The following is a 13,967-nucleotide window of genomic DNA, read 5'->3' on the forward strand; positions in this document are numbered from 1 at the left end:
GTGGAGTGATGGCATGGCGGACGTCAAAAAGGTAGTTCTGGCCTATTCCGGTGGCCTGGACACCTCGGTGATCCTCAAGTGGCTGCAAGATACCTATAACTGTGAAGTGGTGACCTTCACCGCTGACCTCGGTCAGGGCGAAGAGGTCGAGCCGGCCCGCGCCAAGGCTCAGGCGATGGGCGTCAAGGAAATCTACATCGACGACCTGCGCGAAGAATTCGTCCGCGATTTCGTCTATCCGATGTTCCGCGCCAACACCGTCTACGAAGGCGAGTATCTGCTGGGTACTTCCATCGCCCGCCCGCTGATCGCCAAGCGTCTGATCGAAATCGCCAACGAGACTGGCGCCGACGCCATCTCCCACGGTGCTACCGGCAAGGGCAACGACCAGGTGCGTTTCGAGCTGGGCGCCTATGCGCTGAAGCCGGGGGTGAAAGTCATCGCCCCGTGGCGCGAGTGGGACCTGCTGTCGCGTGAGAAGCTGATGGACTACGCCGAGAAGCACGCCATCCCGATCGAGCGCCACGGCAAGAAGAAGTCGCCGTACTCCATGGATGCCAACCTGCTGCACATCTCCTATGAAGGTGGCGTGCTGGAAGACACCTGGACCGAGCACGAAGAAGACATGTGGAAATGGACTGTCTCCCCTGAGGCAGCGCCGGACGCACCGACTTATATCGAGCTGACCTACCGCGCCGGCGACATCGTCGCCATCGACGGCAAGGCCATGAGCCCGGCACAGGTACTGGCCGAGCTGAACCGCATCGGTGGCGAGAATGGCATTGGCCGTCTGGACATCGTCGAGAACCGTTTCGTCGGCATGAAGTCCCGTGGCTGCTACGAGACCCCCGGCGGCACCATCATGCTCAAGGCTCACCGCGCCATCGAGTCGATCACCCTCGACCGCGAAGTGGCGCACCTGAAAGACGAGCTGATGCCGAAGTACGCCAGCCTGATCTACAACGGTTTCTGGTGGAGCCCGGAGCGTCTGATGCTGCAACAGATGATCGACGCCTCCCAGGCCAACGTGAACGGCGTGGTACGCCTGAAGCTGTACAAAGGCAACGTCATCGTCACTGGCCGCAAGTCCGACGACTCGCTGTTCGATGCCAACATCGCGACCTTCGAGGAAGATGGCGGCGCCTACAACCAGCAGGACGCGGCTGGCTTCATCAAGCTCAACGCCCTGCGCATGCGCATCGCCGCCGGCAAGGGCCGCAAGCTGGTCTAAGCTGATTCACCTGCGCTACAAGGACCCCGGCCAAGTGCCGGGGTTCTGCTTTCCAGAAGAGGAAAACCTGATGAGACTGCTGCATACCATGCTACGTGTCGGCGACCTGGACCAATCCATCGCCTTCTACACCGAAGTGCTGGGCATGACCTTGCTGCGCCGCAAGGATTACCCGGACGGACAGTTCACCCTGGCCTTCGTTGGCTATGGCGACGAGGCACACAACAGTGTGATCGAGCTGACCCACAACTGGGGTGTGGACAGCTACGAACTGGGCACCGGCTACGGTCATATCGCCCTGGAAGTCGAGGATGTCTACAAGGCCTGCGAGGACATTCGCAGTCGGGGCGGCAAGATCACCCGCGAGCCGGGGCCGATGAAGCATGGCAGCAGCATCCTGGCCTTCGTCGAGGATCCGGACGGTTACAAGGTCGAGCTGCTGTCGCCCAAGCGAAGCGATTGACAGTTGGAAATCTTTGTAAGTAAATGCTTACAAGGATAGTGGCTATTCGCTGATCGGCGAGGTGCCCCATGATGGCTGATCCCAAGGCCTTGCGCCTTATTCGCGTGGTTCAGGAGCTGTCGATGGCGAAGGACGTGGACCGTGTGGCGGAGATTGTTCGCAGCGCGGCCCGCGAGCTGACCGGGGCCGACGGCGCCACCTTCGTTCTGCGCGATGGGCAGCAATGTTTCTATCGCGATGAGGACGCCATCTCACCCTTGTGGAAGGGCCAGCGTTTCCCCCTCAGTGCGTGTATCAGCGGTTGGGCCATGCTCAACCGCCGCGCCGCCGTGATCCCCGATATCTATGTCGACTCACGCATTCCCCATGAGGTGTATCGGCCTACCTTCGTCAAGAGTCTGGTCATGGTGCCCATCCGCACCCTGGAGCCGATCGGCGCCATTGGCACCTATTGGGCGGAGTCTTATCAGGCCTCCGACGAGCAGATTCAGCTGCTGCAGGCCTTGGCCGACTCCACCTCGGTGGCCCTGGAGAATGTCCAGGTCTATGCCGAGCTGGAGCAGCGTGTAGAAGAGCGCACGGCGCAACTGGCCGAGGCCAATCGGCGCTTGCAGGACGAGGTGCGTGAACGCCAGCTGGCCGAGCAGGCGGTGCGCCAGCTGTCGCTGACCGATGAGTTGACCGGGCTGTACAACCGTCGCGGTTTTCGCCTGCTGGCCGAACGCGAACTGCGTGCGGCGCAGCGGCGCAAGGGCCGTTGCCTGTTGCTGTACGCCGATCTCGATGATCTCAAACCGGTCAATGATCGCTTCGGCCATGGTGCCGGGGATCGTTTGCTCAGGGCGGCGGCCGAAGTGCTCAAGACCCAGTTCCGTACCACCGACGTGATCGCTCGCCTGGGCGGCGATGAGTTCGTCGTGCTGGCCAGCGACTACAGCGATAGCGAAGAGGTGCTGCGGCGTCTTGAGCAGGCATTGCGTGGCAGAGAGGGCGGAGCCGGTCAGAGACTATCAATGAGCATGGGGATCAGCGAATCGTCGCTGAATCCCGACGAGGGACTCGATAGTCTGTTGGGGCAAGCCGATGCGGCGATGTACGCCAACAAGTGCGCGCGGCGCGCCTTGCGCGCGGTGAGCTGAAACGAAAAAGCCCCGCGGTTGGCGGGGCTTCTTGCGCGGCGCGATCAGATATCGAAGTCGTATTCGGCCAGCTGTTTGTGCAGGCGACGTTCTTCGAGGAAGTTGTCGATGATGCGGCGCTTGGTCAGGTTGGTCTTGGCGACTTCTACCGCAGGCTCGGCATCGTCCGATTCTTCCGCGACAAAGTCTTCGTCCAGCTCGAGATCTTCTTTGTCAGTGCTCATCTATTCCACTCCAGGCCAGTTACTGGGGCCGTTTGCGCACCTTATAGCGGCAAAAATAGAGCGGGTAAAAAAGATTTTTTCAATCAGGAGATCGCCAGATTCTATGGTCGATCAATCGTCGGATGTCTTGGCCTTGTACTCGCACAGATCTTCGATGCGGCAGGCGCCACAACGCGGTTTGCGCGCGGTGCAAACATAGCGCCCGTGCAGGATCAGCCAGTGATGGGCGTCGAGCAGATAATCCTTGGGCACGAACTTGAGCAGCTTCTTCTCCACCTCGACCACGTTCTTGCCGGGGGCAATGCCGGTGCGGTTGCTGACGCGGAAGATGTGCGTGTCCACGGCCATGGCCAGTTGGCGAAACGCGGTATTGAGCACCACGTTGGCCGTCTTGCGGCCGACACCGGGCAGGGCTTCGAGGTCCTCGCGGTTGTCCGGCACCTGACTGCCGTGCTTCTCTATGAGGATGCGGCAGGCCTCGATGACGTTCTTCGCCTTGCTGTTGTACAGGCCGATGGTCTTGATGTATTCGGACAAACCCTCGACGCCGAGGGCGTAGATGGCCTCCGGCGTATTGGCCACCGGGAACAGCTTGGCCGTGGCCTTGTTGACGCTGACGTCGGTGGCCTGGGCCGAGAGCGTCACGGCCACCAGCAGCTCGAAGGGGGTGCTGTAGGCCAGCTCGGTCTTCGGCTCGGGGTTGTCTTCGTGCAGGCGGCGGAAGATTTCCTGGCGCTTGGCAGCATTCATTCGATGACTCCGGTAACGCGAACGCGGCGGCTTTGGGCGGGTAGCTCGGGCGCGGCGGCCTTGGCCCGCTCGGCTGCAATCTGATCGATGCGGTTCTTACCGGCGATCAGCAGGCCCAGCACGATGAAGGCGCCCGGCGGCAGAATGGCCAGCAGAAAGCCCTTGTAGTCCTGCACCAGGGTGAGCTTCCACTCGGCGGCAATCGGGCCGAACAGCAGGTGCATGTTGGCCAGCAGCGCGCCGGTGCCGAGCAGCTCGCGGATGGCGCCGATCAGCACCAGCACCACGCCGAAGCCCAGGCCCATCATCAGGCCGTCATAGGCGGCGCGGGCCGGATCATGCTTGGCGGCGAAGCCGTCGGCGCGGCCGAGAATCACGCAGTTGGTGGTGATCAACGGGATGAAGATGCCGAGAATCTGGTACAGCTCATAGGTGTAGGCCTGCATCAGCAGTTCGATGCAGGTGGTCAGCGCGGCAATGATCATGACGAAGGCAGGTAGACGCACGGCTGTATTGACCACGCCGCGGACCAGCGACACGGCGGTATTGGAGCACACCAGCACCACCGCACTGGCCAGGGCCAGGCCGAGGGCGTTGACCGTGGAGTTGCTCACCCCCAGCAGCGGGCACAGGCCGAGCAGCTGCACCAGCGCCGGGTTGTTCTTCCACAGGCCGTTGAAGCTGATTTCGCGGTAACTGGTCATTGCTCGTCCTCCGCCAGGCCCAGCAATTGGGCGCGGTGCTTGTCGAAGTAGCGCAGGGCGCCGTGCACGGCCTTGACCACGGCGCGCGGGGTGATGGTGGCGCCGGCGAACTGGTCGAACTCGCCGCGATCCTTCTTCACTGCCCAGCCGTCTTCGCCGGGGTTGCTCAGGGACTTGCCCTCGAAGCTGCGCACCCAGTCGCTCTTGGCCAGCTCGATCTTGTCACCCAGCCCCGGGGTTTCTCGGTGGCTGAGCACACGCACGCCAGCCAGGCGACCATCAGCGAAGATGCCCACCAGCAGGTGGATGGCGCCGCTGTAGCCATCCGGTGCGGTCACCGGCAGGATCAGCGCGCTGGGTTGGTCGCCCTTCAAGGCCAGGTAGGCCGACTGCGGGCTGCGTTGGCCCAGCTCGGGGGCGTTGAGCTCGATGCGGTTGTCCAGCAGGTGGTTGTCATAGCTGCCGGCCGGCAGGATCTCGGCCAGGGCGCGCACCTGCGCTTCGCGCTCGGCGGCGGCGATACGCGTGGCGGTGCCCTGTTGCAGCAGGGCGACGCTGCCGACGGTGCCAATGGCGAACAGCCCGAGCACCAGGGCATTCTTCAGCATGGAGCGGCTGATTTCCGGCAGCATGCTCATTCTCCCAGCTTGAAGCCGCTGTTGGGCTTGCGATGGCCATAGCTACGCGGCCGGGTGTAATAGTCGATGGTCGGCGCTGCCAGGTTCATCAGCAGCACGGCGAAGGCTACCGCGTCCGGGTAGCCGCCCCAGGCGCGGATCACGTAGACCAGTACGCCGACGCCGATGCCGAACACCAGGCGCCCGCGATTGCTGGTCGCGCCGGAAACTGGGTCGGTGACGATGAAGAAGGCGCCGAGCATGGTCGCCCCGGTAAGCAGGTGAAACAGCGGCGAGCCGTTGGAATCCGAGCCGCTGCCGTTCCAGAACAGCAGGCTCATGACGAACAGCGCGGCGAGCATGCCCACTGGCGCATGCCAGGTGATCAGGCGCTTGTGCAGCAGATACAGGCCACCAGCGAGAAACGCCAGGTTGACCGCCTCGCTGCCGGCACCGCCGAAGTGGCCGAAGGCCACATTGCTAGCGCGTAGCTCGTCGATGGTCAGGCTCTTGTTGACCTTCAATGCGTCCAGCGCGGTGGCCTGGGCCCAGCCGTCGGGCAGGTTGGCAATGCCGAGGATGTGCTTGAGACCGTCCAGCGCGGCGACGCCGTGTGGCGCAGGCCAACTGGTCATTTCCACCGGGAAGGAGATCAGCACCACCACGTAGCCGACCATGGCCGGGTTGAAGGGGTTCTGCCCGAGGCCGCCATATAGCTGCTTGCCGAAGCCGATGGCGAAGCCGCAGGCGATCAGGGTCAGCCACCAGGGCGAGTAGGGCGGCAGGGCCAGGGCCAGTAGCACGGCGGTGACCAGGGCGCTGTAGTCCTTGAGGAAGAAGGCCAGCGGGCGTTGGCGTGCGGCCAGCAAGGCGGCCTCGAAGCCCAGCGCGCAGAGGCTGGCCCAGACCAGGTTGAACAGGGTGCCGGCGCCGAACAGCCAGGTCAGGGCGAGGATGCCCGGCACAGTGGCCAGCAGCACCTGCAGCATGACCTGCTGGGTGCGGTTGCTGCCCTTGGCGTGGGGCGATGTGATGCGGGGCAGGGTCATCGGCGCTCCGGTGGTTCTGTTACTGCGTTCGTACTGATCGCAGTGGTGTTCATTCCCCGGATTGCATCCGGGATGATCGTTACGGCTGATAGTCGGCCAGCTTGCGTTCGGCTTCGCTCAGACGAGTGCGTGCCTGCTCCAGTGCATCGGCGGCGGCGTTGTCGTCCCGTTCCAGCTTGCGCAGGTCGGCGCGAGCAAAGGCCACTTCGGTTTTCAAGGCTTTCAGCTCGGCATCCACACCAGGCCGTTCGGTGCGTACCAGTTCCGGGGCAGGCTTGCCCGAGGCCGCCTCGGCGGCGTGCAGGGCCTTTTCGGCAGCGGCCAGGGCATCACGCAGCGGCTGCAGAGTGGCTTCGTCAGCGCCGGCCTTCTCGGCCTTCTTCAGCTCGGCGCGTTTCATCGCCAGCTCGACCTTGGCCTTTTTCAGGACGTCGTCACCGGCCGGCTTGGCAGCGGGGGCGGGCGCCTGCTTTTCCAGGTCTGCCAGGGCCTTATCGGCTGCTTCCAGTTGCTGGCGAATGCGAGCGATTTCGGCCTGCTGGTCGTCGTCCGGGGGCTCGATCTTTTCCAGCTTGCGCAGCTGTGCCTTGAGCATGGCAGCGTCGATCTTGGCTTTCTTCAGCGCTTCGTCGCCGGCCGGTTTGGCGGCGGGTGCGGGCGCTTGGCTTTCCAGGCTGGCCAGGGTCTTTTCGGCTGCTTCCAGTTGCTGACGCAGGCGGGCGAGTTCGGCCTGCTGATCGTCGTCCGGGTTCTCGATCTTTTCCAGCTTGCGCAGCTGGGCCTTGAGCATGGCGGCTTCGATCTTGGCTTTCTTCAGCGCTTCGTCACCGGCCGGCTTGGGCGTCGGGGCAGGTGCAGCCGCCTGCGCGTCGGCCAGGGCCTTCTGTGCGGCTTCGGCAGCAGCACGCAGCTCGCTGACCTGAGTCTGCAGTTCGGGCGTGTCGTGGGCGGCCAGCTGTTTTTCCGCCTTCTTCAGCGCGACCTGGGCCATGCTGGCTTCGATCTTGAGTTTCTTAAGCGCCTCATCGGCCGGCGCCGCTGCCGCAGCAGGGGGCGCTTCGGCCTGCGCCGCCTTGGCGCGGGCGGCCTTCTCTGCGCGGGCCTTGCGCTCGGCCTCCTTCTGCTCCTCGGCGCGGCGCAGGCGTTCCTGGCGCTGTTCGAAGCGCTGCTTGGAGTGTTCGGCCTTGAGCTGCTTCTGTTCCAGATCGCGGATTTCCGCCTTGGCCGCGCGGTAGTACTGCACCAGCGGAATACTCGATGGGCAGACGTAGGCGCAGGCGCCGCATTCGATGCAGTCGAACAGGTTGTGCGCCTTGAGCTGTTCGTGCTCCTGGCCCAAGGCGAAGAAGTGCAGTTGTTGCGGCAGCAGGCTGGCCGGGCAGGCCTCGGCGCATTCGCCGCAGCGGATGCAGGGCATAGCCGGCGGTGGTGGCGGCAGTTCGACGGCGGTGCTGGCCAGCAGGCAGTTGCTGGTCTTGATCAGCGGCACCTCGAGGCTGGGCAGGGTAAAGCCCATCATCGGTCCGCCCATGATCAGGCGATTGAGTTTGCTGGTGTCCAGCCCGGCGAACTGCAGCAGCTCGCCCACTGGCGTGCCGAACAGCGACTCGACGTTGCCCGGGCGCGCCAGGGCCTCGCCGGTGAGGGTGGTGATGCGCGAGATCAGCGGCTTGCCGTGCACTACGGCCTCGTGCACGGCCACGCAGGTGCCGACGTTCTGGCAGAGGATGCCGATATCGGCCGGCAGGCCGCCCGATGGCACCTCGACACCGGTGAGGATCTGGATCAGCTGCTTCTCGCCGCCGGAGGGGTACTTGGTGGGGAACACCCGCACCTGGTAGCTGCGCTCGCTGCAGGCGCCGCGCACCGCGGCGATGGCCTCGGGCTTGTTGTCCTCGATGCCGATCAGCACCTGCTCGGGCTGGATCAGCTGCACCAGGATATCGATGCCGGAAACCAGCTCAGCTGCGCGTTCGCGCATCAGCAGGTCGTCGGCGGTGATATAGGGCTCGCACTCGGTGCCGTTGATGATCAGCGTGTGGATCTTCTGCGTCGGCCGCGCGGTGAGCTTCACCGCGGTGGGGAAGCCCGCGCCGCCCAGGCCACTGATGCCGGCGTCGCGGATCAGCGCCAGCAGTTCGGCGGAGTCCATATGCCGGTAGTCGGGATGCGGGGTCAGGTCGATCCACTCGTCCAGGCCGTCGCTGTCGATGACGATGGCCGGCGCCAGCATGCCGGAGACATGCGGGTAGGGCTGCGGGCCGATAAAGCTGACCGTGCCGGAGGTCGGCGCATGCAGCGGCGCGCTGACGAAACCGGTGGCCTCGGCGATCTTCTGTCCCTTGCGCACCCGCTGGCCGACCACCACGCAAGGCTCGGCGACGGCGCCGATATGCTGGCCCAGCGGCAAGGTCAGGCGGGCCGGCAGCGGCGCCTGCTGGATCGGGGTGCGGTTTGACAGCTCCTTGCGCTCGGCCGGATGGATGCCGCCGGGGATATCCCAGATACGCTCTTGTGCGCTCATGCCGCCTGCTCCCGGTCGCTGGCGATCAACTGGCCGGGGGCCAGCGGCTTGTCCCACTTCCAGCTCTGTACGGTGCTACCGACTTCGATCATGTCGATGCAGTCCACCGGGCAGGGCTCGACGCACAGGTCGCAGCCTGTGCACTCGCTGACGATCACCGTGTGCATCTGCCGCGCCGCACCGACGATGGCGTCCACCGGGCAGGCCTGGATGCACTTGGTGCAGCCGATACATTCCGCCTCACGGATGTAGGCGACCATCTGCGGCTTCTCGCCTTCCACCGCATCCAGCGGCTCGGGCTCGACGTCCAGCAGGTCGGCCAAGGCCTGGATGGTCGCCTCGCCCCCGGGCGGGCACTTGTTGATCTTGTCGCCGCCGGCGATCGCCTCGGCGTAGGGCTTGCAGCCCGGGTAGCCGCACTGACCGCACTGGGTCTGTGGCAGCAGGGCGTTGATCTGTTCGGCGATGGGGTCGCCCTCGACCTTGAAGCGCACCGCGGCGAAACCGAGGATGGCGCCGGCGATCAGGCACAGGCCGAGCAGGGCGAGGACGGCGACGAGAACCAGGCTCATAGTTTGATCAGCCCGGCAAAGCCCATGAAGGCCAGCGACATCAGGCCGGCGGTGATCATGCCGATGGCCGCGCCCTGAAAGGACTTGGGCACGTCGGCGATGGCGATGCGTTCGCGCATGGCGGCGAACAGTACCAGCACCAGGGAGAAGCCCAGACCTGCGGCGAAGCCGTTGGCGGTGGCAGTGATGAAGGTGAACTCGGCCTTGTTGGCGTTGAGCAGGGCGACGCCGAGGACGATGCAGTTGGTGGTGATCAGCGGCAGGAAAATACCCAGCACGCGATACAGCAGTGGGCTGGTCTTGTTCACCACCATCTCGGTGAACTGCACGGTCACCGCGATCACCAGAATGAAACTGATGGTGCGCAGGAATTCCAGATCCAGCGGTTTGAGCACGTACTGCTGCACCAGGTAGCTGCACATGGCGGCCAGAGTCAGCACGAAGGTGGTGGCCAGGGACAGGCCGATGGCCGTCTCGATCTTCTTCGACACGCCCATGAACGGGCACAGGCCGAGAAACTGCACCAGCACGAAATTGTTGACCAGGATGGCGCTGACCATGATCAGGACGAGTTCGGTCATCGGGTTGCCGTCGAGTGCGCAAAGGCCATAGGAAAAGGGCGCCTATTATCGGGAAGCGCGTAGATGCAAACAAGCCGGCATTGGCCGGCTTGTTCGACGCCTATAAGCCTAGCTGGTGCTTACTTGACGCGCTGGCCTGGCTTGGCGCCGCTATCCGGGCTGAGCAGGTAGATTTCCTCACCACCGGGGCCGGCGGCCAGCACCATGCCTTCGCTGATGCCGAACTTCATCTTGCGCGGCGCCAGGTTGGCGACGTACAGGGTCAGGCGGCCTTCCAGCTTGCTCGGGTCGGGGTAAGCGGACTTGATGCCGGAGAATACGTTGCGCTTCTCGTCACCGATATCCAGCGACAGGCGCAGCAGCTTGTCGGCGCCTTCGACGAACTCGCACTTCTCGATCAGGGCGATACGCAGGTCGACGGCGGCGAAGGCGTCGAAGTTGATCTCAGCGGCCAGCGGGTCCTTGGCCAGTTCGCCATTGCCCTGTGGCTTGGACGCTTCGGCGGCCAGGTCTTCCTTGGAGGCTTCGACCATGGCGTCGATCTTCGCGGGCTCGATGCGGGTGAGCAGCGGGTTGAACGGGTTGAGCTGGTGGTTGGCCAGCGGCAGCGAGAGATCGGCCCAGGTTTGCGGCTTCACATTGAGGAAGGCTTCGGCATCGGCGGCCAGCTTCGGCAGCACGGGTTTCAACATGATCACCAGCTGGCGGAACAGGTTGATGCCCAGCGCGCAGATTTCCTGCACCTCGGCCTGCTTGCCTTCGACCTTGTTCAGGGCCCAGGGCGCCTTGTCGGCGATCCAGGCGTTGGCGCGGTCGGCCAGCGCCATGATCTCGCGCATGGCGCGGGAGAAGTCGCGCGCCTCGTAAGCCTCGGCGATGCTCGGCGCGGCAGCCTGGAAGGCGTCCCACAGCTCCGGCTCCGGGTTGGCGGCGACCAGCAGGCCATCGTTGCCCTTGTGGATGAAGCCGGCACAGCGGCTGGCGATGTTGACCACCTTGCCGACCAGGTCCGAGTTGACCTTCTGCACGAAGTCATCGAGGTTCAGGTCCAGATCATCCACGCCGCGGCCCAGCTTGGAGGCGTAGTAGTAGCGCAGGTATTCCGGGTTCAGGTGGTCCAGGTAGGTGCGCGCCTTGATGAAGGTGCCGCGCGATTTGGACATCTTCTGCCCGTTCACCGTCAGGTAGCCGTGCACATTGACCGCGGTGGGCTTGCGGTAGCCCGCGCCTTCGAGCATGGCCGGCCAGAACAGGGCGTGGAAGTTGACGATGTCCTTGCCGATGAAGTGATACAGCTCGGCGGTCGAGTCCTTGCCCCAGAACGCGTCGAAGTCCAGCTCCGGGCGTTTGCTGCACAGGTTCTTGAAGCTGGCCATGTAGCCGATCGGCGCGTCCAGCCAGACGTAGAAGTACTTGCCCGGCTCGCCGGGAATCTCGAAGCCGAAGTAGGGCGCATCACGGCTGATGTCCCACTCCTGCAGGCCGCCATCGAGCCATTCGGCGATCTTGTTGGCCACCGCCTCCTGCAGCGCGCCGGAGCGCGTCCACTGCTTGAGCATGGCCTCGAAGTCCGGCAGCTTGAAGAAGAAGTGCTGCGACTCCTTGAGCACCGGCACCGCACCGGAAATGGCGGAGCGCGGGTTTTTCAGTTCGGTCGGCGAGTAGGTCGCGCCGCATTTCTCGCAGTTGTCGCCGTACTGATCCTCGGTGCCACATTTCGGGCAGGTGCCCTTGATGAAGCGGTCGGCGAGGAACATGCCTTTCTCGGGGTCGAAGTACTGGGTCACGGCGCGGGTGGCGATATGCCCCTTGTCGCGCAGCGCCAGGTAGATGGCCGCCGACAGCTCGCGGTTTTCCTGCGAGTGGGTGGAGTGGTAGTTGTCGAAGTCCACCAGGAAGTCGGCGAAGTCGGCGGTGTGCTCGGCCTGTACGTTAGCAATGAGCTGCTCGGGGGTGATGCCTTCTTTCTCGGCGCGCAGCATGATGGCCGAGCCGTGCGCATCGTCGGCGCAGACGTAGATCGCCTGATTGCCGCGCAGCTTCTGGTAGCGCACCCACATGTCGGTCTGCACGTACTCGAGCATATGGCCGAGGTGGATGGAGCCGTTGGCGTAGGGGAGGGCGCTGGTAACGAGAATCTTGCGGGCTTCGGTCATGGTGATCGGCTGCACTGGTAAAACGAGGGAAGTCGGCAACTATAAAGCAGCGGCAGGCTGCAAGCCACCTGCACCGGGTAAGCGTGGTCGATGTACCGCGCATGGCTCGGTGCTGCTGCTATTATGCCGGCCTGTTTTTCTGCTGCCTTCTGGAGTCCATGCATGAGTGCCGTCACCCGCGAAGCGGTCGAAGCCTGTCTGCGTCAGTTCACCGACCCACATCTCGATCAGGACCCGGTCAGCGCCGGTTGTCTGCGTGAAGTCGATATTCAGGGCGCACGCGTATCCGTGCGCCTGGAGCTGGGCTACGCCGCCGGTTTGTTCAAGAACGGTTGGGCGCAGATGCTGCAGATGGCGCTGGAGAACCTCGATGGTGTCGACGGTGCGCGGGTGCAGGTCGATTGCGTGATCGACTCGCACCAGGGGCAGGCGCAGGTGCCGGCCCTGGCTGGGGTGAAAAACGTTATCGCCGTGGCCTCGGGCAAGGGCGGGGTGGGTAAGTCCACCACCGCAGCCAACCTGGCACTGGCGCTGGCGCGTGAAGGCGCGCGCGTTGGTATTCTTGATGCCGATATCTATGGCCCCAGCCAGGGCATCATGTTCGGCATCGCCGAGGGCACGCGGCCGCAGGTGAAGGATCAGAAATGGTTCGTGCCGCTCGAAGCCCATGGCGTGCAGGTGATGTCCATGGCCTTTCTCACCGACGACAATACGCCGATGGTCTGGCGTGGGCCGATGGTCAGCGGCGCCTTGCTGCAATTGATCACCCAGACCGCCTGGAACGATCTCGATTACCTGGTGGTGGACATGCCGCCGGGTACCGGCGACATCCAGCTGACCCTGGCGCAGAAGGTGCCGGTGGCAGGCAGCGTGATCGTCACCACCCCGCAGGACCTTGCCTTGCTCGATGCCAAGAAGGGCGTGGAGATGTTCCGCAAGGTGCACATTCCGGTGCTGGGTGTGGTGGAGAACATGGCCGTGCACATCTGCTCCAACTGCGGCCATGCCGAGCACCTGTTCGGTGAGGGCGGTGGCGAGAAGCTGGCCGCACAGTATGGTGTCGAGTTGCTGGCCTCGTTGCCGCTGTCGATGGCCATTCGCATGCAGGCCGATGATGGCAAGCCAACCACCATTGCCGATCCGGAAAGCCAGATCGCCATGATCTACCAGGACCTGGCGCGCAAGGTCGGTGCGCGTATCGCCCTGGCTGGCAAGCCGGCCATGCCCAGCATCGAGATCAGTGAGGACTAACAGCAGCCGCTTAGCGGCATCTGATGACCCTCTTCCGCTTGCGGGAGAGGGTGCCCGAAGTGCGGGAGAGGGCCATGCAGGCGACTCGGTTCTGGCTTGGCTTTCCAATTGCCCTGCGACGTGGGCATCCTGCGCAGCTCTACCACCCGACTTAGTTCAAGCGTCGGAGTATCGAATTTGTAGGAGCGGCGCCCTGTCGCGAATCAGAGCGGCGCACATTTGAAAAGCTTCGCCCCGGGGCGGGGCTCCTACGAAAAGCTGCTTTGGCAGCCTTTCCTGCTTTTGTAGGAGCGGCTTCAGCCGCGAATTTCGCGGATAAATCCGCTCCTGCGGGCATATAAACGCCCACAAAAAAGCCCCGCACTAGGCGGGGCTCTTTTCAAGCAGGTCAGCTCAGGTTAGACAACCTGAACTTCCTCAGCCTGCATGCCTTTCTGACCACGGGTGGCCACGAAAGTCACTTGCTGGCCTTCTTTCAGGCTCTTGAAGCCATCGCTCTGAATGGCTTTGAAGTGTACGAAGAGGTCGTCACCGGATTGCGGGGTGATGAAGCCGTAGCCTTTCTCATCGTTGAACCACTTAACGGTGCCAGTCTGACGATTGGACATGTGATGTCTCCTAACAAAAGTAATAACAGCCCTGGAAAAGCCCAGGCCGGGACTGAGTGCAACGAGTACTAGGAGTCGGACGATGTTTGGATCGAGAT

Annotated in this window: 14 protein-coding genes; 4 read left to right on the forward strand and 10 right to left on the reverse strand. The window is 63.7% G+C overall.

Features of this window, described 5'->3' with window-relative positions; all coding sequences use genetic code 11:
• The first annotated feature begins 13 nt into the window (after positions 1-13).
• The 3 genes from BLT86_RS01255 to BLT86_RS01265 all read left to right on the forward strand — a co-directional run bounded on the left by BLT86_RS01255 (position 14) and on the right by BLT86_RS01265 (position 2,833).
• Complete coding sequence (locus tag BLT86_RS01255) at positions 14-1,231, forward strand: argininosuccinate synthase (protein ID WP_074913101.1); 1,218 nt, start codon at positions 14-16, stop codon at positions 1,229-1,231.
• 70 nt (positions 1,232-1,301) lie between these two features.
• On the forward strand, positions 1,302-1,694 hold the full coding sequence (gloA, locus tag BLT86_RS01260; protein ID WP_072422679.1) for a lactoylglutathione lyase: 393 nt from the start codon (positions 1,302-1,304) through the stop codon (positions 1,692-1,694).
• A 71-nt stretch (positions 1,695-1,765) separates the two neighbouring features.
• Positions 1,766-2,833, forward strand: a complete 1,068-nt coding sequence (locus BLT86_RS01265; RefSeq protein WP_231976572.1) for a GGDEF domain-containing protein — start codon at positions 1,766-1,768, stop codon at positions 2,831-2,833.
• Positions 2,834-2,877: 44 nt separating this feature from the next.
• On the opposite strand, the gene BLT86_RS01270 is transcribed toward BLT86_RS01265, so the two are convergent.
• The 9 genes from BLT86_RS01270 to metG all read right to left on the reverse strand — a co-directional run bounded on the left by BLT86_RS01270 (position 2,878) and on the right by metG (position 12,010).
• Positions 2,878-3,057, reverse strand: coding sequence for a PA3496 family putative envelope integrity protein (locus tag BLT86_RS01270; RefSeq protein WP_017677837.1), 180 nt, complete (start codon positions 3,055-3,057; stop codon positions 2,878-2,880).
• 111 nt (positions 3,058-3,168) lie between these two features.
• On the reverse strand, positions 3,169-3,807 hold the full coding sequence (nth, locus tag BLT86_RS01275; RefSeq protein WP_004423733.1) for an endonuclease III: 639 nt from the start codon (positions 3,805-3,807) through the stop codon (positions 3,169-3,171).
• Positions 3,804-4,511, reverse strand: coding sequence for an electron transport complex subunit E (locus tag BLT86_RS01280; protein ID WP_092374309.1), 708 nt, complete (start codon positions 4,509-4,511; stop codon positions 3,804-3,806). The genes nth and BLT86_RS01280 overlap by 4 nt, the downstream gene beginning before the upstream one ends.
• Positions 4,508-5,143, reverse strand: a complete 636-nt coding sequence (rsxG, locus tag BLT86_RS01285; protein ID WP_092374312.1) for an electron transport complex subunit RsxG — start codon at positions 5,141-5,143, stop codon at positions 4,508-4,510. Before rsxG ends, BLT86_RS01280 begins: the two co-directional genes overlap by 4 nt.
• A gap of 2 nt (positions 5,144-5,145) precedes the next feature.
• Complete coding sequence (locus tag BLT86_RS01290; protein WP_092374315.1) at positions 5,146-6,177, reverse strand: RnfABCDGE type electron transport complex subunit D; 1,032 nt, start codon at positions 6,175-6,177, stop codon at positions 5,146-5,148.
• Between the two features lie 79 nt (positions 6,178-6,256).
• Positions 6,257-8,701 (reverse strand): electron transport complex subunit RsxC, encoded by a 2,445-nt coding sequence (rsxC, locus tag BLT86_RS01295; RefSeq protein WP_092374318.1) that lies wholly within the window; start codon positions 8,699-8,701, stop codon positions 6,257-6,259.
• A complete protein-coding gene (rsxB, locus tag BLT86_RS01300; RefSeq protein WP_092374321.1) occupies positions 8,698-9,273 on the reverse strand; it encodes an electron transport complex subunit RsxB in 576 nt (191 codons plus the stop codon). The genes rsxC and rsxB overlap by 4 nt, the downstream gene beginning before the upstream one ends.
• Complete coding sequence (gene rsxA, locus BLT86_RS01305; protein WP_021488430.1) at positions 9,270-9,854, reverse strand: electron transport complex subunit RsxA; 585 nt, start codon at positions 9,852-9,854, stop codon at positions 9,270-9,272. The genes rsxB and rsxA overlap by 4 nt, the downstream gene beginning before the upstream one ends.
• A 119-nt stretch (positions 9,855-9,973) precedes the next feature.
• Entirely contained in the window at positions 9,974-12,010 is a 2,037-nt protein-coding gene (gene metG / locus BLT86_RS01310) for a methionine--tRNA ligase (protein ID WP_055987474.1), read from the reverse strand.
• A gap of 162 nt (positions 12,011-12,172) precedes the next feature.
• Here metG and apbC point away from each other — a divergent pair, with 162 nt between their 5' ends.
• Positions 12,173-13,261 (forward strand): iron-sulfur cluster carrier protein ApbC, encoded by a 1,089-nt coding sequence (apbC, locus tag BLT86_RS01315; protein ID WP_045734447.1) that lies wholly within the window; start codon positions 12,173-12,175, stop codon positions 13,259-13,261.
• Positions 13,262-13,659: 398 nt separating this feature from the next.
• Here the strand turns inward: apbC and BLT86_RS01320 are convergent, their stop codons facing one another.
• Positions 13,660-13,869, reverse strand: a complete 210-nt coding sequence (locus BLT86_RS01320; protein ID WP_004423761.1) for a cold-shock protein — start codon at positions 13,867-13,869, stop codon at positions 13,660-13,662.
• Positions 13,870-13,967: the final 98 nt, after the last annotated feature.

Source organism: Pseudomonas sihuiensis, assembly GCF_900106015.1.
Taxonomy (GTDB): domain Bacteria; phylum Pseudomonadota; class Gammaproteobacteria; order Pseudomonadales; family Pseudomonadaceae; genus Aquipseudomonas; species Aquipseudomonas sihuiensis.